Source organism: Raskinella chloraquaticus (SeqCode), assembly GCF_021731865.1.
Taxonomy (GTDB): Bacteria; Pseudomonadota; Alphaproteobacteria; order Rhizobiales; family UBA4765; genus Raskinella; species Raskinella chloraquaticus.
This window is the reverse complement of the sequence record NZ_JAKFWN010000016.1, coordinates 1-19187: the sequence shown is the minus strand read 5'-3', so window position 1 is coordinate 19187 and position 19187 is coordinate 1. Positions and strand designations below refer to the sequence as shown.

The following is a 19187-nucleotide window of genomic DNA, read 5'->3' as shown; positions in this document are numbered from 1 at the left end:
AAGACAAGGAATTACTCAATGGCCGTTGATAAGAATGCTGTCCGCGCTATCCTCAACAAGGTGAAGGCGGAGAAGCGCGATTCACTTACCGCGCCCGAGGGCAAGATCATCTGCGATGCCTACGGCATCAATGTCCCGCAAGAAGGCGTCGCCACATCGGCTGACGAGGCCGCCAAGCTTGCAAAGAAAATCGGCTTCCCGGTCGTCCTCAAGATCGTCTCGCCGGATATTCTGCACAAGACGGAAGCCGGCGGTGTGATGGTCGGCGTCAAGAGCGCGGAAGAGGTCAAGGCCGGCTACGCCAAAATTCTCGTCAATGCCAAGAAATACAACAAGAAAGCCAAGATCGACGGCGTCCAGATCCAGCAGATGATCGGCGGCGGCCAGGAAGTGCTGATCGGCGCGGTGACAGACCCGAGCTTCGGCAAGCTGGTGGCCTTCGGCCTCGGCGGTGTTCTCGTTGAAGTGCTCAAGGACATCACCTTCCGCCTCGCGCCGACCTCGGAGGCAGAAGCCAAATCGATGATCGAGGGCATCCAGGCTGCTGAAATCCTCAAGGGTGTGCGCGGCGCCAAGGGCGTCGATCGCGGCGCCATCGCTGACATGATCTCCAAGGTGTCGAAACTCATTTCGGATTTCCCCGAGATTTCGGAAATGGATCTGAACCCGGTCTTCGCGAGCGAGAAGGGAGCGATTGCCGCTGACGTCCGCGTGGTTGTCGATTTCACGGTACCCGTGAAGCGCTACAGCCCGAAGCAGGCCGACATTGTCCGCCAGATGAACCGCATCATGAAGCCCGACGCGGTTGCCGTGATTGGCGCGTCAAACGAAGCCGGCAAGATCGGCAATTCGGTGATGAAGAACCTCATCAATGGCGGCTACAAGGGCAAGATCTATCCCATCCATCCCAAGCAGTCGGAAATCATGGGCCTCAAGGCCTATGCTTCGGTCAAGGACGTTCCGGGCAATGTCGATATTGCTGTCTTCGCCATTCCTCACCCGCTGGTTCCAGCCGCTCTTATCGAGTGCGGAGAAAAGAAGATCCAGGGGGCCATTCTCATCCCGTCGGGCTTTGCTGAAACCGGCAACGTCGCAGCGCAGGACGAGATCATCAAAATCGCCCGCAAATACGATATGCGCCTGATGGGGCCGAACATTTACGGCTTCTACTATCTGCCCAAGAATTTGTCGGCGACCTTCTGCACGCCTTATGACGTGAAGGGCAAGGCCGCCCTGTCCTCGCAATCGGGCGGCATCGGCATGGCGATCATCGGCTTCTCCCGCTCGGCCAAGATGGGCGTGTCAGCCATTGTCGGACTGGGCAACAAATCCGACATCGACGAGGATGATCTCCTCACCTTCTTTGAAGATGACGATAACACCCAGGTCATCGCCATGCATTGCGAGGACCTCAAGGATGGTCGCTCATTTGCCGAGGTTGCCAGCCGGGTCTCCAAGAAGAAGCCGATTGTCATGCTGAAAGCCGGTCGCACCTCGCTTGGTGCGCGCGCTGCCGCCAGCCACACCGGCGCGCTTGCCGGCAATGACAAGATCTATGAAGACGTGCTGAAGCAGTCGGGTGTCATCCGCGCCCGCAGCTTGAACAATCTTCTGGAATTTGCCCGCGGCATCCCGGTTCTGCCGACGCCCAAGGGCGAGAATGTCGTCATCATCACGGGTGCTGGCGGCTCGGGTGTTCTGCTGTCGGATGCCTGCGCCGATAACGGCCTCAGCCTGATGAAGATGCCGAAGGATCTCGATACCGCCTTCCGCAAATTCATCCCGCCCTTTGGCGCTGCCGGCAACCCGGTCGACATCACCGGTGGCGAGCCGCCGTCAACCTACCAGAACACGGTGCGCCTCGGCCTGTCGGATGAGCGCATCCACGCCCTTATCCTGGGCTACTGGCACACCATCGTCACCCCGCCGATGGTCTTTGCCAAATGCATGGTCGAAGTGGTCGACGAGATGCGCAAGAAGGGCATCCACAAGCCGATCGTCGCCTCTCTTGCCGGTGACGTCGAGGTCGAGGAAGCCAGCCAGTATCTCTATGATCACGGCATCGTTGCCTACCCCTACACCACCGAAAAGCCGGTCGAGGTGCTCGCTGCCAAATATAAATGGGCGCGCGCCGCCGGTCTGCTGAAGTAAGCAGCGACCGCCAGCACAACCGAAAAGGGGCGCTTGATGCGCCCCTTTTACGTTCTATCAGGCCCGCTCCAGGCTGTCGGCGAGCAGCCGCGCCACATGGATCGCCTGGCGCCCGGTGCCATCCTTGATCTGATGGCGGCATGAGGTGCCGTCAGCCACGATGATCGCCTCGCTGTCAGCAGCCCGCACCGCCGGCAGCAACGACAATTCGCCCATGGCTTTCGACACCTCGTAGGTTTCCGCCTGATAGCCGAAGGCACCCGCCATGCCGCAGCAGCTTGATTCAATCACCGCGACATCAAGTTCAGGTACAAGGCGAAGCACACGCTCCACCGCACCCATCCCGGCAAACGATTTCTGGTGGCAGTGTCCATGGAGAAACGCTTTCTTTTTCATGGCCTTGAGCGGGAGCTTTAGATTCCCCGCCTGAGCTTCGCGTGCCAGGAATTCCTCAAGCAGCATCGCCTGCGCGGCGACTGCCTTTGCCGCCGGCGTCGGCAGCAGCGCCGGCACCTCGTCGCGGAAACCATAAAGGCAGCTTGGCTCGAGCCCGATGATCGGCACACCGCGCTCGGCAAACGGAGCGAGGACCGCGAGCGAACGTTCCATCTCGCTGCGCGCCTCGTCAACCAGCCCGGTGGCGATGAAAGTGCGCCCGCAACAGAGCGGTCGGGGACCACCACTTGCCGCTTTTGGCAGATGAACACGGTAACCGGCTGCCACCAGAACTTTCAGCGCCGCCTGCGCATTCTCGCTTTCCTGATAGCGGTTGAACGTATCAGCAAAGAACACCACTTCGCGCCCGTCGGCCGGCCCCACCGCATCCGCATCCGGCGCGAAGATATCCGCCCGCCATGCTGGCAGCGTACGCTCGGCGCTGAGACCAAGCAGGCTCTCGCTCAACCGCGCCATACCCGGCACACGGTCACGCAGATTGAACAGGAAGGGCAGCTTCGCCGCATAGGGAGCGTAACGCGGCAGATAGGCAATCAGACGATCGCGCAGGCTCAGGCCTTTTTTCTGGCGTCGCGCTGCCTGCACCTCGATCTTGAAGCGCGCCATATCAACCCCCGTCGGGCATTCGCGCCGGCACGCCTTGCACGACACGCACAGGCTCATGGCCTCAGCCATATCGTCACTGGCGAAGGCGTCAGCACCAAGCTGGCCGGAGAGCGCCAGACGCAACACATTGGCGCGCCCGCGCGTCACATGTTTTTCATCCAGCGTCGCCCGGTAGGACGGGCACATGGCGCCGCCCGAAAGCTTGCGGCAGGCGCCATTGTTGTTGCACATCTCGACCGCACCCTGCAGGCCGGCCGCCGCCCCGGGAAAACTTGACCAGTCGAGCACCGGTTGCTGGACGGCCGGGTGATAGTGATCGTTGAAGCGCAGCACCTTGCGATCATCGAATTTGGGCGCTTGGACGATCTTGCCGGGGTTCAGCAGATCGGTCGGATCAAAGCGCTTCTTGATCTCGCCAAAAGCGCCGACCAGCCGTTCGCCAAACATCTTCTCGTGGAACTCCGAGCGCACGATCCCGTCGCCATGTTCGCCCGAATGCGAGCCCTTGAACTGCTTGACGAGATCGAAGGCTTCCTCCGCGATCGCCCGCATGGTGGCGACATCCTGGTCGAGCTTGAGGTTCAGCACCGGGCGCACATGGAGACAGCCAACGGATGCGTGCGCGTACCATGTGCCGCGCGTGCCGTTACGCTCGAAGAGTGCGGTGAGGCGCGCGGTATATTCGCCCAGATGTTCAAGCGGCACCGCGCAATCCTCGATGAAGGATACGGGCTTTCGCGCCTCCTTCATCGACATCATGATGTTGAGCCCCGACGTGCGCACTTCCGTGATGCCAGCCTGCAGCAGCGGGTCATAGACCTCGACAACCCCGCCCCAGCGCGCGCCCTCGCCGCCCCATGAAAAGCCGAGATCGCCCATCATCTCGCCAAGCTGCTTGAGGCGGACACGGTTTTCCTCGTCGCTCTCCGCGAATTCCACGAGCAGCAACGCGTCGGGCTTGCCTTTGAGAAAGGCATCAAGGGTCGGGCGGAACACGGCAATCTCAGCTGCCAGCTCCAGCATCGTCCGGTCGACAAGTTCAACGGCAATCGGCTTCAGCTTCACCAGATGCTGGGCTGATTCCATGGCAGCATGGAACGAGCCGAAATGGCAGACGCCAAGTCCGCGCTTACCCAGAAGCGGCCATAATTTGAGCTCTGCCCTGGTGGTGAAGCCAAGCGTACCCTCCGAGCCCACCAGCACATGCGCCATGTTATGTGTGTCGCCATTGGGAACCAGCGCGTCGAGATTGTAACCGCCAACGCGGCGCTGCACGGCCGGGAAACGGGCCGCCACTTCCTCGGCTTCACGTGCGCCGAGCGCCAGCAGATCGCTGAAAAGCGCGCGGCGGCTGAGGTCGTTCACATCGGACAGATCGGCCCGAACGGCACCAAAATGCATCGCATTGCCGTCGGCCAGAACCGCATCGAGGCCGATGACATTGTCACGCGTCGTGCCATAGCGCAGCGAGCGCCCGCCGCAGGAATTATTGCCCACCATGCCGCCGATCGTGGCACGCGAAGCGGTTGACACATCGACTGGAAACCACAGGCCGTGGGGCTTGAGCTGGCGGTTAAGCTCATCAAGAACAATACCAGGCTCCACCACACATGTCTGCGCCGTCTTGTCGAGGGAAACAAGCTTCGTCAGATTCCGCGAGCAATCGATGACCAGCGTCTCGTTGACTGTCTGCCCGGCCTGCGAGGTGCCGCCACCGCGCGCGGTAACCGCCACCCCCTCCTCGCGGGCGATGGCAAGCGCTGCGACCGCTGCTTCACCGGTGCGCGGGATGACAACGCCCATGGGCATCATCTGGTAGGAGGAGGCGTCTGTCGCGTAACGACCGCGACTGAAGCTGTCGAAATGAACTTCTCCGTCGATCTGCGCCTTCAAACGACGTTCCAAGCCTGGACGATGAACGATGCCCATGTTCTCCCTCATATTTCCTTCGCGACGTTCAAAACGTCACTTGACATAATTTTGAATTCATTATTCATTGCACCGTAAGCCGAGTTAATCAAGGCCCAATTAATCAAGGCCCAACTTTTTCAAGGGGAGACAAACGTGAACCAGAATAGCCCACGAAATGCCGGTCGTCATTTCCTTCAGATCCCTGGCCCCTCGCCTGTGCCCGAGCGCGTGCTGGCCGCCCTGTCGCGCCAGGTCATTGATCATCGCGGTCCTGATTTCCAGGTTCTGGGCAAGCGCGTACTGGAGGGTATGAAGTCCATTTTCAAAACCGCCGGCCCTGTCGTTATATTTCCCGCATCCGGCACCGGAGCGTGGGAAGCAGCGCTGGTCAACACCTTGTCATCCGGCGATACGGTCCTGATGGTCGAGACGGGCCATTTTGCTACTTTGTGGAAGAACATGGCGCTGAGGCTCGGCCTCGTTCCCGAATTCCTGCCGACCGACTGGCGCGGCGGCGCTGATGCCGGCCCGATCGAAGCCCGGCTGAAGCAGGACAAGGACCACAAGATCAAGGCGGTCTGCGTTGTCCATAACGAAACGTCGACGGGCGTCACGTCGCGCATCGACGAAGTGCGCAAGGCCATCGATGCCGCAGGGCACCCGGCGCTGTTGCTGGTTGATACCATCTCGTCGCTTGCCTCGGTCGATTTCCGTCATGACGAATGGGGGGCTGACGTCACCATTGCCTGCTCGCAGAAGGGTTTGATGCTGCCGCCGGGCCTGTCGTTCAACGCCATCAGCCAGAAGGCGATGAACGCGACGAAAACATCCAACCTGCCCAAATCCTACTGGGCCTGGGACGAGATGATGAAGCCCAACAGCACCGGCTTCTTCCCCTATACGCCATCGACCAATCTGCTCTATGGTCTGGTGGAGGCCATCGACATGCTGCACGAAGAGGGACTTGACCGGGTGTTTGCGCGCCATGAACGTCACGCAGAGGCAACCCGTCGCGCGGTCCGCGCCTGGGGTCTGGAAATCCTCTGCCGCGACGAGCGTCTTTATTCGCCTGTCCTGACGGCCGTGATTCTCCCTGATGGCCATGACGCCGACCGCTTCCGCACGATTGCCCTTGATCGCTTCGACCTGTCATTGGGCACCGGCCTCTCCAAGCTCGCCGGCAAGGTCTTCCGCATCGGCCATCTGGGCGACACGAATGATCTCACCATTCTCGGCACGCTTGCCGGCGTGGAAATGACACTTAAACTCGCCGGTGTGCCGCACAAGGCCGGAGGGGTCGCCGCAGCCATGGCTTACCTCTCTAGCGCGCCACAAGCCTCGCAAGCAGCGGCCTGAACAATAATCGCCCCCGGGATCAACCGGGGGCCTTCTTTGCTGCAAGGCAGGGACGGAAACTGAAGGGTACGCTCATGAAGAGCCCGTTCAAGGCGACGCACGTCGTCTTGGGACTGCTGTGCGTGATGTATTTCATCACCTATGTTGACCGCGTCAACATCGGCACTGCAGCAAGCGCTATCAAGACGGAATTCGGCTTTTCAAACATTGAGCTCGGCTGGATCTTTTCCGCCTTTGCCTACCCCTACGCCCTGTTCCAGATCTTCGGTGGCTGGATGGGCGACCGCTTCGGACCACGCCGCACGCTCTTCTGGTGCGGCATTATCTGGGCAACCGCAACTGTCCTCACCGGCCTTGCCGGCGGCTTCCTCAGCCTGTTCCTGGTGCGCTTTCTCCTTGGTATCGGCGAAGGGGCGACCTTCCCGACCGCAACGCGCGCCATGCAATACTGGACGGCGCCGGGCCAGCGTGGATTTGCCCAAGGCATCACCCATTCCTTCGCCCGCCTCGGCAATGCCATCACCCCGCCGATTGTCGCCGCCCTGACCGAGGCATTCACCTGGCGCGGCTCCTTCGTCATTCTCGGCCTGGTGAGCTTCATCTGGGTCATCGCCTGGGTTTGGTATTTCCGCGACGAGCCCAAGGACCATCCCGCCATCACACCGGAAGAACTGGCAATCCTGCCAGCCAGGCGGCCTGGACCGCGCCCGTCGGCACCACTTGGCCCGCTCTTCAAGCGAATGTGGCCCGTGACGCTCACCTATTTCTGCTATGGCTGGACGTTGTGGCTTTACCTCAACTGGTTGCCGCTCTTCTTCCTCAACAACTACAAGATCGACATCAAGCAATCGGCGATTTTTGCAGCTGGCGTATTCCTCGCCGGTGTGGTCGGCGACACGCTGGGTGGCGTCTTGTCGGACAAGATCCTGCATCGCACCGGCAATATCCGCCTCGCCCGCTTGTCGATCATCCTGCTCGGCTTCGTCGGCGCCTTCCTGTCGCTGCTGCCGATCCTGTACTATCACGACATCACCACGGTTGCGATTTGCCTTGCCTCCGGCTTCTTCTTCGCCGAGCTGATCATCGGCCCGATCTGGTCAATACCGATGGATATCGCGCCGAAATACTCCGGCACCGCCGCAGGCCTGATGAACACCGGCTCGGCAATCGCAGCGATCGTTTCGCCCGTCGTGGCGGGCTACGTCATCGACTGGACCGGCAATTGGGAACTGCCGTTTATCATGTCGATGGGGCTGCTGGCGGTTGGCGCCGTCTCGACCTTCCTCATGCGCCCCGAACTGCCCTATGCAGAAGGCGACATGCCGATGAAAGCGATGGCGTAAACGATGATGGCCGGCAAAAGCCGCCTGCCGGCCGTGTGACCTTAATTCCGGCAGCCGTTATTGACCGCTACCGGAATTCACCTCAATCAGTGCCCTTCCCTTGACAGGCCGGAAGCCCCCCTCCTATATCCGCCCTTCCGCGATGGTTGGCGCGTCCGCCATCGTGCGGGGCGGAGTAGCTCAGCTGGTTAGAGCACGGGAATCATAATCCTGGGGTCGGGGGTTCAAGTCCCTCCTCCGCTACCATTTTTGACGTTGTCACATCCATCGCTCAATCGCTTCCCACCGTCAGCCACGCCCGACGGCGTGGTAGGAAAATCCCAGCGCCGCCATTTCCGCCGGCCGGTAGATATTGCGCAGATCAACCACAACGGGCTTTGCCAACGTCTCGCGCACGCGCTTCAGATCAAGCGCCCGATAGGCATTCCACTCGGTGATGATGACAAGCGCATCGGCGCCGTCGATCACCGCGTAAGGGTCATCCATCATCCTGACGCCCGTCAGCAAAGGCCGTGCCGATTCCATGCTCTCCGGATCATGAGCAATGATGGTCGCGCCAGCCGCGATCAGCGCCGGAATGATGGTGAGGGATGGGGCATCGCGCATATCATCCGTATTGGGCTTGTAGGCAAGGCCTAGAACAGCGATGCGCTTGCCGGCAACCGAGCCGCCACATGCCGTGATAATTTTTTGCGCCATGCGATGCTTACGCTTGTCGTTGACATCAATCACCGTCTCGATGATGCGCATCGGGCTGCCGACATCCTCGGCCGTCTTGACCAGCGCCAGCGTATCCTTGGGAAAACACGAGCCGCCATAGCCCGGCCCGGCATGCAGGAACTTGCCACCAATGCGATTGTCCAAGCCGATGCCCCGCGCCACGTCCTGCACGTCCGCCTGCAATCTTTCGCACAAATCGGCGATTTCATTGATGAAGGTGATTTTCATCGCCAGAAACGCATTGGCCGCATATTTGATGAGCTCGGAGGTTCGCCGGCTGACAAAAAGCAGCGGCGCCTGATTGAGATAAAGCGGGCGGTAGATTTCGCTCATCACCCGGCGCGCGTCGTCATCGTCGGTGCCGACAACGATGCGGTCAGGCCGCTTGAAATCCTCGATCGCCGCGCCCTCGCGCAGGAATTCCGGATTGGAGACGACCGGCAGATGCGCCTCAGGGCGTCGTGCTTTGAGGATGCGCTCAACCTCATCACCCGTCCCTACCGGCACTGTCGATTTGGTGACGATCACCGTCCCGTCGCGGGCAACATCAGCGATCTCTTCAGCCGCCATGTAGACATAGCTGAGATCGGCATGGCCATCGCCGCGCCTGGTCGGCGTGCCAACGGCGATAAAGATGGCGTCGGCCTCGCGCGCCGCGTCGGCAAGCGAGGTAGTGAAGGTCAGCCGGCCGGCGCGCAAATTGATCTGCAGCAAGGCATCAAGGCCAGGCTCGAAGATCGGCACGTTGCCTTGAACCAGCGCGGCGATCTTGTCCGCGTCATTATCGACGCAGACAACCTGATGGCCGAAATCGGCGAAGCACGCTCCCGATACCAGACCGACATAGCCCGATCCCACCATCGCAATACGCATTGTCCCACCATCATGTTGTCCGGAGATATCACCTCAACGCAAGCATGAGGACATGCCGGCGACGCGCTGGCCAAACGCGGTCAATCGACACCACGTCATCTCAGCTGCCTGTCATAGCAAGGCTGTGCAGATTTGAAAGGAGCAGCGTAGGAATCGCATCAAGTCGAGGTGATGGCGCAAAGAGCCACGGAACGACGACAGCTTTGTGACACATGCTGTGCCTTCAGGACGGCTTGCGCCCTTTGGCGAACACCACCCGGTCATAGAGCAGAAAGTTCACGACGAGTCCGGCGGCTGTCCCGGCCAGATAGGACGGCACATGCCCATAGGCTTCATCATGTGCCGAAAAAACGGCAAGAACCGCCAGATTGGCGGCCGCTCCTGACAGGCTCGCAGCGCCATAGCGCAGGAATGCCACCAGCTGATGCCGCGCTGGCCGGTCACCAAATGTGTAGCGCCGGTTGAGAAACCAGGTCGCGATAATGGCAATCGCCGAAGCGACGATACGCCCCGCCAGTGGAGGCAGGCCAAGCCCGTTCAAGGAGGCGAAAAACACCAGGGCATCAACCACAAAGCCAATGGCGCCCACCCCGAGAAAACGCCTGAAACGGCTGAATACGGGCAGCCTGCCGCCACTCATTGCGGGCGGGTGCCAGCTATGATGCGCCAGGTCATCGCGCCGCCGGGTAGCGCAGATAGGCCAGAAGCTTTGCCTCGCGCCGGCCGCGTGTGACGGTATCAAGAATAAATCCGCAGGAAACTGCCAGCAGCGATGACAGCATGAGGCCGACAGCCAAAACGGCTGTGGGCAGGCGCGGCACAAGCCCGGTGGCCAGATATTCCAGCGTGACACTTGTTCCGAGCACCAGCGCCAACGCTGCGAGTACTGCCGCCACAAACGAGAAAAACACCATGGGGCGTTCCTCCTTCACCAGATAGCCGATGAGAAAGAGAATGCGTAGCCCGTCGCGATAGGTGCGAAGCTTGCTCTGCGATCCAACCGGCCGCTCCTTGTAAGGCGCAACAAGTTCGGAAATCGGCATATTGAGTTCAAGCGCATGAACAACGAGTTCCGTCTCGATTTCAAAGCCGCGTGACCCGGAAGGAAATGATTTCACATAGCGCCGCGAAAAAGCCTTGTAGCCTGACAGCATATCGCTCGTTGCATTGCCAAAAATATACTGGACGAGCGCTGTCAGCATGCGGTTGCCCCAGGCATGGCCGGAACGATAAGCGCCCGCCTGCTCCGCCGCGCGCGCCACATTGACCATGTCGTTTGGCCCGGCGAGCAGCTCATCGACAAGACGCGGCGCGGCGCTGGCGTCATAGGTCGCATCACCATCCACCATCACGTAGACATCCGCCTCGATATCGCTGAACATGCGGCGCACGACGCTGCCTTTGCCCTGGCGCCGCTCGGTGCGCACGATGGCGCCCGCCTGACGGGCGATTGCGGCCGTGTCATCGCTCGAATTGTTGTCGTAGACATAGATCGCGGCATCGGGCAGCGCGTCGCGAAAGCGGGAAATCACCTCGGCGATGGTGAGAGCTTCGTTGTAACATGGCACCAGAACAGCCACCGCCGGCTTGCGCTTGTCTGCCTCGCCACTGAAGGTCGTTATGCTCATGGACTAGGCAATCCAGACGCTTCTGGCCAATGTTCATTCACCCCGCGTGTGGCATTATTCGCTGCCTGTGGCAATCGCGGCAAGCCTCCCGCCGGGCCCTCGCCTCGACCCGTCACGCCCCCTTCCGCACCGCATAGCGCAATGGCAGCGCCGTCGTATATTTGAGGCGTTCCATGGCGAAGTTCGAGGTCACGTCCGACAGCTCGATTGACGCGATGAGGCGCTGATAGACCGCGTCATAGGCCGCGATATCAGGAACAACGACACGCAGAAGATAATCCGTCTCGCCACTCATCCGGTAAAATTCGACGACTTCGGGAATATCGCGCACGGCCGCCAGAAAGCGGCGCGCCCAGTCAAGGCTGTGCTGATTGGTGCGCACTGATACGAATACCGTTACGCCGACATTGAGATGGCGCGGATCAAGCAACGCCACCCGCGCCGCGATAATGCCCTTGTCCTCGAGCCGCTGGATGCGCCGCCAGCACGGCGACGGCGTCAGCCCCACCTTCTCGGCGATCATCTCGACCGATAAAGAGGCATCGCTCTGAAGGCAGTTGAGAATTCTAAGATCAATGTCATCCATGCATTATTTTTGCAGAAATTTTCTTAACTCGCAAAATGATTCTAATCTTTCGCAATCCGCGTATCAAATTCACAAACAATTTGCGCACGCCTTGCGGCATAATGGTCATGATGAACGCGCCACACGAGGCATCACACATGGAGGGCACCCGATGATCCGGATTTCTTTCACCGACCATCCCGAAAGCGTCGGCGAGAGCTATGTCGAGCACATGGGTCAGGCGACCTATTTCGGCACCCGCATGATTACAGCCGGCATCGCCTGCCTGCTCCACGGCCTGCTGCCTTTCCTCTTCACCTCAACGGGATCTCGCACCATCACCCATCTGCATGAGCGCATGGTTGCCAATCGCCGTCGCAAGACCGCGCCGCCGGCTGCGGCCGCTACTGGCGAATTTTTCTACGGTATGGGAATCTGAGGCGCTTCTCAGTCAGCCGATTTGCGCAGGATGGCCAGCCGGAAAAAGCCGGCTGGAAAGGCCGGTTGCACTTCTGCAAGCACGACGTCACCACGTCGCTCAGCCCAGCGGGCAATGCGTGACAGACGAAAGGCCGACGACCAGCCGACCAACTTGGCGAGCGGAGCAACCCATTCCTCGATGGTGGGGATGATCCCGCGGTCATCGCCAAGCTTGGAGGCAATGACGATAAGCCCGCCAGGCCTCAGGACCCGCATCGCCTCGTCAAGCGCGCCCTCAGGATCAGGTACGAGGGTGATGACGAAGGGAAAGGTAACGGCGTCGAATTTTCCATCGGCAAAACCGAGCCGGCAGGCATCCATGGCAGCCACCCCGCCAACCTGCGCCAGACCGTCCTGCACGATCTTGTCATGCGCACGCGCCAGCATGGCCTCCGACAGATCAACGCCGATGACGCTGGCAGTCTGCGGGTAATAACGAAGGACAAGCCCGGTCCCGACACCGATCTCAAGGATTTGCGGTCCGGCCGATGCCGCCTTTTGCGCCAGTTGACGCTGCGCGTCCGACAGTAGTCGCAGATAGACCTTGTCGTAAAAACCGGCCCAGCGCGCATAGGCGCGCTTCTGCCCGTCAAGATCGTAATGAACTGCCAAAATGATGTCCTGTGGTTATGCTGACGCTGGTATACCCATGGCACCGGCCTGACGCCAGCCTTGCAAGGCGTCCGGCGTCGCGGCAATAAAGCCGCCGCCCAGCACCCGCGCCTGACCCGCCTCCGCATCGTAGAGCACGCAGGCCTGACCCGGTGATACACCCTCTTCGCTGGTTGCCAGCATGACGACGGCCTCGCCCTTGTCGATCATGAATTGCGCCGGGCGGGGCGGGCGTGTCGAGCGCACGCGGACAAAAACCTCAATGCCATCGCTGCCGATATCAGCCAGCGTGCCATCACCGATCCAGTTGACATCGCGCAGAACGATCCGCCGCCTCGCCAGCTCCTCCCGCGGCCCGACGATCACGCGTCGCTCGGCGGCATCTATCCGCACCACATAAAGCGGTTCGCCAGCGGCAACGCCCAGACCGCGCCGCTGACCGATGGTATAGTGAATGATGCCGCGATGGTGGCCGAGCATGCGGCCATCGACATGGACGATATCACCGGGTTCAGCCGCGCCCGGACGCAGCCGCTCGATCACTTCGGCATAATGGCCTGACGGCACGAAGCAGATATCCTGGCTGTCCGGCTTCTCCGCCACCACCAGATTATGCGCGCGCGCAATCTCGCGGGTCTGGCTCTTGGTCAGCCCGCCGAGCGGAAAGCGCAGCCGCTCCAGCTGCGCCTGCGTGGTTGCAAAGAGGAAGTAGCTCTGGTCGCGTGCCGTATCGAGCGGCCGGTAGAGTGCGCGACGTCCATCAAGCGCGGCTGAGGCGATATAATGGCCCGTGACCAGCACATCAGCCTCGAGATCGCGCGAGGTTGAGAGCAAATCCTGGAATTTGACCCGTTGATTGCACGAGATGCAGGGGACAGGTGTTTCTCCCGCCACATAGGCATCGGCAAAATCAGCAATCACCGTGTCACGGAAGCGGGATTCGTAATCAAGAACGTAATGGGGGATATTCAGCCGCTCGGCGACGCGGCGCGCATCAACAATGTCCTGCCCGGCGCAACAGGCGCCCTTGCGATGGGTGGCCGCGCCATGATCGTAGAGCTGCATGGTGACGCCGACGACGTCGTATCCCTCGCTCTTCAGCATCGCCGCAGCAACACTTGAATCAACCCCGCCCGACATCGCCACGACAACGCGTGTGGCGCTGGGCTTTTTGGGAAGATCAAGCGAATTCATCATGGGGTCAGCAGCTGCATCGGAGTAACAGGATAGATCAATCAGGCAGGCAAACAGCGATCTCTCGCAGCAATGGCCCTTGTTATGACAGGTATCATCGCCGAAGGCGTACAGCCTGGAGGCATGGAGTGCAACTTGCCGCAACCGGGCAGAATATGCCGATAGGCAATTTATACAGTCCCCAAGCCGTCGTCACAACCCGTTACATCAGATCATCTATTTGATAATTATAAATTATTTTTATCTGAGCGGGCGGCACGGATGTTGCAAACCGAACAATAATCAAAGTGATGGCCTGCCGGCGAGAACCGCGCCGCAATCCATCTGCGGGCGACTTCACGAGCGAGATATCGACCATGGCGACATTCGATCCCCTGCAGCTTACACCCTCGAATACGGGCACACGTGGCGCCGGCAGGCCTTCGGCCTCCCGCCCGGTGAAAGCATCCGAAAGCTTCGAAACGAGTTTGGTGCAATCGGCCTTGCCTCGCATTCAAGCCCGTCCTGGCACTCTGGCGCCACAGGATCGCACAGGCAACATCGATAACGACGAGCCGTTGCGTACCCGCGACAAAGTGAAGGTCGATCCACGCGCCGCCACATCGGGCAGCAACCCGGCCGACACCGCACAGCGCGCCATTGACGATCGCTCGGCGCCGCCACCGCGCGCCACCTCAGACAACACCGCGGAGCGCAGCGAGGACGCAAAAAGCCAGACCGCAAAACCCTCCGGCGATCAAGACGTTGCGGCAACGACGGACAGCGCCGATGCCACGGCAGAGGCTGTACCCAGCGATGCGCCAACGCCAGAAATTGACGCCGCAAACGCTGGTGCGGCACTTGGCGCAGATCAAACGGCGCTCCTCGATACGGCCGTGCCGGGCGATATCGCGCCCGCGCCTGACGCGCCGGTTGCCGCCGACAGCACAGTGACGAGCCAGGCGGCAGCGGCGGCTGCTACGGCCCTCGCCACTCAGGCTACAGCGACGCCAGACCAGCCGGTACAAAGCGGAGGCGGCGGCACCGCAGGTGCTGTCGATCAAAACACGGCAAAGGCAACCGCCGCGCTGTCGGCCACCGTGCTGCTTTCAGGTATCACGAAACCCGAGGACGTCGCTGTCATTATCCCTGAAACTGACGCCGACGCGGCCAAGCCAGCATCAGAGAAAAAACCAGCCGCCTCTTCCGACAAAATCCTCGGCAATCTGCCCACGCCGCAATTGCTGCCCTCGCTTGGCCTGCCCAATGGCGAAGCAGGGCGATCGCCAGCGGCTGTTGCGCCGGGAAATCAAGCGGCCACACCCGTGGAGCCTAAACCAGACGCACAGATCGCCGCCCCGGCCCTCGCATTATCCGACACACAGACATCATCGGGCGCGACGCAGCCAACAACGACGCCGATTGTCCAGGGCGCGGCTTCGACCCTTCAGCCCAATGCCACGCCAAGCCTGGCCCCGGCTGAGACAACACAAATCATTCGTGACAACGTCCCGCTTGACCGACTGGGTGTCGAGATCGCCACGACCGCACGGGCGGGCGTCAAGGAAATCGCCGTCCGCCTCGACCCTCCCGAACTCGGCCGCATCGATGTGCGCATCGACATTGACGACAGCGGCCAGGTGAATACCCATCTTGTGGTCGAGCACGCATCGACGCTCGATCAACTCCGCCGCGATGCGCCCAATCTGGAGCGCCTGCTTAACCAATCGGGCCTCAAGGCCGATTCCGGCTCTCTGCAATTTTCTCTTCAGGACCAGAACCAGCCCTATCGCCAGCAAGGCGGCGATGGTCGCCGCACCCGTCGCGGCATTCTTGCCATCGACGGGATCAGCGGCACCGCCGATTCAGCTGCCGCCGTTCAAGCCGCCTATGTCGCTCCGTCGCGGCAGGGCATCGACGTTCGTCTGTAAGGAGACATCCCCGTGGCCGTTTCACCAACCAATACCTCTTCCGGCCAGACCGGCCTGTCGCTGGCCCTGCGAAATCAGGCAACCGCACAAGCGAACGCCGCGACAAATCCTGCTGCCGCCAGCAACGCGCAGACGAGGCTGAACGCCAATTTCGACACCTTTCTGACGCTGCTGACGACGCAGCTGCGAAACCAGAACCCGCTCGATCCGCTCAACACCGAACAGTTCACGCAGCAGATCACGCAATACACCGGCGTCGAACAGCAGCTGAGAACCAATGATCTCCTGCAAAGGCTCGTGAACAATCAGTCCGGCGGCTCGCTCACCTCGGCTCTGGGCTTTCTTGGCAATAACGTCGTGGCAAACGGCGATAGTGCGCAATTGAGTAATGGTCAGGCGAATTGGACGCTGAATGCCACCAGCAATGTCAACGCCACCATCACCATCACCAATGCCACCGGCCAGATCGTGCGTACCGACCAACTGCCCCTGCAGGCGGGCAGCACCAATTATCAATGGAACGGTCGTGATGATACCGGTGTGGCGCAGGCCAATGGCAGTTACCAGATCGCCATCACCGCCCGCTCCTCCGACGGCACGCAGCAAACCGTCTCCACACGATCGAGCGGCCGGGTGACTGCGGTTGACCTCTCAAACGGCGAGGCGATCCTCACCGTCAACGGCGCCAAGGTCAAATTGTCTGATGTCACCTCCGTCAGTACGCCGGGCGGCTGATCGCGGCTGAAGCGTATCAGTTCGGGTCAGACGGAATGTCCGCAATTTAAGACTTGGGTTATAAATCGCTCAAAATTGCAGGTTTTTTAAGGAGTTATGTGGGAATTATTTAACTCGCGGCCTTTATTCTGCGCTGGTGTTTATGGTCACACGAGTGTGAGAGTAAGATGACCGATAACTTGAGACCGAGGGTAAAATATGTCATCGGGCCGGACGGCAGCCCGCTGACGCTGGCTGATCTGCCGCCAGGCCATACGCGCCGCTGGGTCATCCGCCGCAAGGCGGAAGTCGTGGCTGCAGTGCGCGGTGGTCTCTTGTCACTGGAAGAAGCGTGCAAGCGCTATACGCTGACAGTGGACGAATTCCTTTCCTGGCAGGCCTCGATCGACCGCCACGGCCTTCAGGGGCTGCGCACGACCCGCATTCAGCAGTACCGCCACTAGCTGCTTTTGGCTGATCTGATCAGAGAGCGTCGATGGACAGCCATCGGCGCTTTTTTGCCTTGCGCATGATCCTTGCCGCCTCGCTCCATCGAGGGGACCGGAACGTCACACGATTATCCGGATGGTCTTTTCGCGTCATCGTCCCGGTTATTAACCGTCCCTTTACCATGTACCCGGCAAAACTTGCCTAGCGCGAAAAATGACGTTTCGTGCCAGAGGCCGGGGTTACAACGTGAACGCCATTACCGATTTCGTCAGAGCCATGGGCGCCGCGCGTCTCGCCGCCATGGGCGGGGTTGCCGTCATCCTCATCGGCTTTTTCGCATTCCTGATCCTGCGCTGGCAAACACCCGACTACACCGTCCTCATTGCCGATGTCAGTCTGCAGGAATCAGCGCAGATCGCCCGCGAGCTCGAACGGCTGCAAGTGAAGTACGAAGCGCGCAATGAAGGCGCGACACTCCTTGTGCCCAAGCTGGAACTGCCACGCATCCGCATGCGCCTCGCCGAACAGGGCCTGCCCAAGGGGGGCGGCGTTGGCTATGAAATTTTCGACAAGGGTGAAAGCCTCGGTACAACAGCCTTTCTCCAGAACATCAACCAGTTGCGCGCACTCGAAGGCGAAATCGCCCGCTCCATCCGCTCGCTTGATCGTGTCCAGGGCGCCCGCATTCATCTGGTTGTCCCCGAGCGGGCACTGTTTGCCCGCGACCGCCAGGACCCGACCGCCTCGATTGTGCTGAACGTCCGTGGTGCCCTTGAACAATCGAAAGTGCGCGCCATCCAGCATCTTGTTGCCTCCGCCGTGCCGGGGCTGAAGCCGCAGAATATCGCCATCATCGATGAAAACGGCCAATTGCTGGCAAGCGCCAAGGGCGATGATGCGGCGGCTGCCGCGAGCGGCCTCGACGAGCGGCGCCTGGCGCAGGAAACCCGCTTGCGCGGCGAGATCGAGGATATTCTTGGCAAGATCGTCGGCCCCAAACGGGTTCGTGTCCAGGTTGCCGCTGAACTCGAGTATAACCGCATCACCCAGACGCAGGACCTCTTCGATCCCGAGCAGAAAGTGGTGCGCTCGACGCAGACACGCAACGAAAAATCAGCGTCGCAGCAGGGCAACAATCAGGTCACCGTCGGTAATGAACTGCCCGGCGCGCCTGGCCGCGGTGCGCCACCGGCTGCCAATGCCAACGCGGCTGACGCGCAACGCGAAAACGGTGAAAAAAGCGAGGAAATCACCAATTTCGAAATTTCACGAACGCAGAGACAAGAAGTCACTGAGGCCGGGCGGCTGAAGCGCATTTCGGTCGCCGTGGTGGTTGATGGTGTGTACGAGCGTCAAGGCGACGCCGTCACCTATCAGCCCCGCCCCGCTGAAGAGCTGGAGCGCATCGCGGCAATCGTGCGCTCAGCCATCGGTTTCAACGAGGGGCGGGGCGACAAGATCGAAGTTGTCAATCTGCGCTTTGCCGAGGGGCCGACGCTGCCGGCGGCCGAAGCGAAGGACTTTACGGCGAATTTCCTGAGCTATACCCGTCAGGAGATTGTCAACCTCGTGGAGATCGGCCTCACCTTCCTTTTGGGCATCCTCATCCTGCTGCTCATCGTCCGCCCGATGCTGAAAACGGCGCTGAGCGGACGCGAAGCTGCAGGAAAAATGCTGGAAGCAGCCAGCATGGAAGCAGCAAGTGGCGACCACATGATGATGAGCCACGGGGCAGGCGGCGAGGGGGCATCGGGGCAGGCTATGATCGATAACGGCGCCAAGAGCTCCGTCAGGGTCAGCGAATCCGCCCAGATCGTCCTGCCCGAAAGTGCAACCGCCCGCGCCATCGAAGTCGCCAGCGTCACTTCGGAAATGCACGCCCAGGCTGTTGAGCGCATAGGCGACATCGTCAACCAGAACCCGAGGGAAGCCGCGCAGATCATCCGCAACTGGATGTATGAATCGGCTGCCGCCTGAAACCGCAAAAGAGTTTGAACCTCCATGCCCGCCCCAATGAACAGCCTCAATTCAAAGCCGACCATGAAGGGCATGGAGCGGGCGGCGTTGCTGTTGCTGGCGCTCGGGCAGGAAAAGGCAAAGATCATTCTTCAGGAATTTTCCGAAGATGAGATCCGGGATATCTCGGTGGCCATGTCGAAACTCGGGCCGGTCGAGCCCTCGATGCTGGAGAGCACCTTCGTCGAGTTCGTGACGCTGA

General features: G+C 60.6%; 15 protein-coding genes, 1 tRNA gene and 1 pseudogene. 10 read left to right on the top strand and 7 right to left on the bottom strand.

What is annotated here, in order from left to right:
• Positions 1 to 18: 18 nt before the first annotated feature.
• Positions 19 to 2151 (top strand): acetate--CoA ligase family protein, encoded by a 2133-nt coding sequence (locus tag ACINK1_RS05750; protein WP_376803267.1) that lies wholly within the window; start codon positions 19 to 21, stop codon positions 2149 to 2151.
• A gap of 57 nt (positions 2152 to 2208) precedes the next feature.
• Here ACINK1_RS05750 and ACINK1_RS05745 read toward each other — a convergent pair whose 3' ends face one another.
• Positions 2209 to 5142, bottom strand: a complete 2934-nt coding sequence (locus tag ACINK1_RS05745; protein ID WP_376801283.1) for an FAD-binding and (Fe-S)-binding domain-containing protein — start codon at positions 5140 to 5142, stop codon at positions 2209 to 2211.
• Positions 5143 to 5277: 135 nt separating this feature from the next.
• On the opposite strand from ACINK1_RS05745, the gene ACINK1_RS05740 reads away from it, so the two are divergent.
• The 3 genes from ACINK1_RS05740 to ACINK1_RS05730 all read left to right on the top strand — a co-directional run bounded on the left by ACINK1_RS05740 (position 5278) and on the right by ACINK1_RS05730 (position 8069).
• Positions 5278 to 6480: an alanine--glyoxylate aminotransferase family protein gene (locus tag ACINK1_RS05740; RefSeq protein ID WP_376801282.1), complete on the top strand. Its 1203-nt coding sequence runs from the start codon at positions 5278 to 5280 to the stop codon at positions 6478 to 6480.
• 74 nt (positions 6481 to 6554) lie between these two features.
• Positions 6555 to 7823, top strand: coding sequence for an MFS transporter (locus ACINK1_RS05735; RefSeq protein ID WP_376801281.1), 1269 nt, complete (start codon positions 6555 to 6557; stop codon positions 7821 to 7823).
• 169 nt (positions 7824 to 7992) lie between these two features.
• Positions 7993 to 8069: transfer RNA gene (locus tag ACINK1_RS05730), tRNA-Met, on the top strand.
• 42 nt (positions 8070 to 8111) lie between these two features.
• Here the strand turns inward: ACINK1_RS05730 and ACINK1_RS05725 are convergent.
• The 4 genes from ACINK1_RS05725 to ACINK1_RS05710 all read right to left on the bottom strand — a co-directional run bounded on the left by ACINK1_RS05725 (position 8112) and on the right by ACINK1_RS05710 (position 11630).
• The gene (locus ACINK1_RS05725; protein WP_376801280.1) at positions 8112 to 9416 is read right to left on the bottom strand and encodes a UDP-glucose/GDP-mannose dehydrogenase family protein; all 1305 of its coding nucleotides are present in this window, start codon (positions 9414 to 9416) and stop codon (positions 8112 to 8114) included.
• 223 nt (positions 9417 to 9639) lie between these two features.
• Positions 9640 to 10056 (bottom strand): GtrA family protein, encoded by a 417-nt coding sequence (locus ACINK1_RS05720; protein ID WP_376801279.1) that lies wholly within the window; start codon positions 10054 to 10056, stop codon positions 9640 to 9642.
• Positions 10057 to 10087: 31 nt separating this feature from the next.
• Positions 10088 to 11044 (bottom strand): glycosyltransferase family 2 protein, encoded by a 957-nt coding sequence (locus tag ACINK1_RS05715; protein ID WP_376801278.1) that lies wholly within the window; start codon positions 11042 to 11044, stop codon positions 10088 to 10090.
• Positions 11045 to 11156: 112 nt separating this feature from the next.
• Entirely contained in the window at positions 11157 to 11630 is a 474-nt protein-coding gene (locus ACINK1_RS05710) for an Lrp/AsnC family transcriptional regulator (protein WP_376801276.1), read from the bottom strand.
• A 151-nt stretch (positions 11631 to 11781) separates the two neighbouring features.
• On the opposite strand from ACINK1_RS05710, the gene ACINK1_RS05705 reads away from it, so the two are divergent.
• A complete protein-coding gene (locus ACINK1_RS05705) occupies positions 11782 to 12048 on the top strand; it encodes a DUF6356 family protein (RefSeq protein ID WP_376801275.1) in 267 nt (88 codons plus the stop codon).
• A gap of 8 nt (positions 12049 to 12056) precedes the next feature.
• On the opposite strand, the gene ACINK1_RS05700 is transcribed toward ACINK1_RS05705, so the two are convergent.
• Together ACINK1_RS05700 and mnmA are read right to left on the bottom strand one after the other, a co-directional pair.
• Complete coding sequence (locus tag ACINK1_RS05700) at positions 12057 to 12701, bottom strand: class I SAM-dependent methyltransferase (RefSeq protein WP_376801274.1); 645 nt, start codon at positions 12699 to 12701, stop codon at positions 12057 to 12059.
• Positions 12702 to 12716: 15 nt separating this feature from the next.
• Complete coding sequence (gene mnmA / locus ACINK1_RS05695) at positions 12717 to 13898, bottom strand: tRNA 2-thiouridine(34) synthase MnmA (protein WP_376801273.1); 1182 nt, start codon at positions 13896 to 13898, stop codon at positions 12717 to 12719.
• A 353-nt stretch (positions 13899 to 14251) separates the two neighbouring features.
• Between mnmA and ACINK1_RS05690 the strand changes: the two genes are divergently transcribed.
• The 5 genes and pseudogenes from ACINK1_RS05690 to ACINK1_RS05670 form a co-directional block, all read left to right on the top strand.
• Positions 14252 to 15805, top strand: coding sequence for a flagellar hook-length control protein FliK (locus ACINK1_RS05690; RefSeq protein ID WP_376801272.1), 1554 nt, complete (start codon positions 14252 to 14254; stop codon positions 15803 to 15805).
• Positions 15806 to 15817: 12 nt separating this feature from the next.
• Complete coding sequence (locus ACINK1_RS05685) at positions 15818 to 16540, top strand: flagellar hook assembly protein FlgD (protein WP_376801270.1); 723 nt, start codon at positions 15818 to 15820, stop codon at positions 16538 to 16540.
• A gap of 167 nt (positions 16541 to 16707) precedes the next feature.
• Positions 16708 to 16983: a DUF1153 domain-containing protein gene (locus ACINK1_RS05680; protein ID WP_376801269.1), complete on the top strand. Its 276-nt coding sequence runs from the start codon at positions 16708 to 16710 to the stop codon at positions 16981 to 16983.
• 232 nt (positions 16984 to 17215) lie between these two features.
• Complete coding sequence (fliF, locus tag ACINK1_RS05675) at positions 17216 to 18946, top strand: flagellar basal-body MS-ring/collar protein FliF (RefSeq protein WP_376803146.1); 1731 nt, start codon at positions 17216 to 17218, stop codon at positions 18944 to 18946.
• Between the two features lie 36 nt (positions 18947 to 18982).
• Positions 18983 to 19187 (top strand): annotated as a pseudogene (locus ACINK1_RS05670) (hypothetical protein); the annotation flags it as partial.

Bases quoted from the DNA above. Each gene is read 5' to 3' on its own strand.
- ACINK1_RS05735 (WP_376801281.1), top strand. From the start codon at position 6,555: ATGAAGAGCCCGTTCAAGGCGACGCACGTCGTCTTGGGACTGCTGTGC.
- ACINK1_RS05720 (WP_376801279.1), bottom strand. From the start codon at position 10,056: ATGAGTGGCGGCAGGCTGCCCGTATTCAGCCGTTTCAGGCGTTTTCTC.
- ACINK1_RS05725 (WP_376801280.1), bottom strand. From the start codon at position 9,416: ATGCGTATTGCGATGGTGGGATCGGGCTATGTCGGTCTGGTATCGGGA.
- ACINK1_RS05745 (WP_376801283.1), bottom strand. From the start codon at position 5,142: ATGGGCATCGTTCATCGTCCAGGCTTGGAACGTCGTTTGAAGGCGCAG.
- ACINK1_RS05705 (WP_376801275.1), top strand. From the start codon at position 11,782: ATGATCCGGATTTCTTTCACCGACCATCCCGAAAGCGTCGGCGAGAGC.
- ACINK1_RS05680 (WP_376801269.1), top strand. From the start codon at position 16,708: ATGACCGATAACTTGAGACCGAGGGTAAAATATGTCATCGGGCCGGAC.
- ACINK1_RS05690 (WP_376801272.1), top strand. From the start codon at position 14,252: ATGGCGACATTCGATCCCCTGCAGCTTACACCCTCGAATACGGGCACA.
- ACINK1_RS05715 (WP_376801278.1), bottom strand. From the start codon at position 11,044: ATGAGCATAACGACCTTCAGTGGCGAGGCAGACAAGCGCAAGCCGGCG.
- mnmA (WP_376801273.1), bottom strand. From the start codon at position 13,898: ATGATGAATTCGCTTGATCTTCCCAAAAAGCCCAGCGCCACACGCGTT.
- ACINK1_RS05710 (WP_376801276.1), bottom strand. From the start codon at position 11,630: ATGGATGACATTGATCTTAGAATTCTCAACTGCCTTCAGAGCGATGCC.
- ACINK1_RS05750 (WP_376803267.1), top strand. From the start codon at position 19: ATGGCCGTTGATAAGAATGCTGTCCGCGCTATCCTCAACAAGGTGAAG.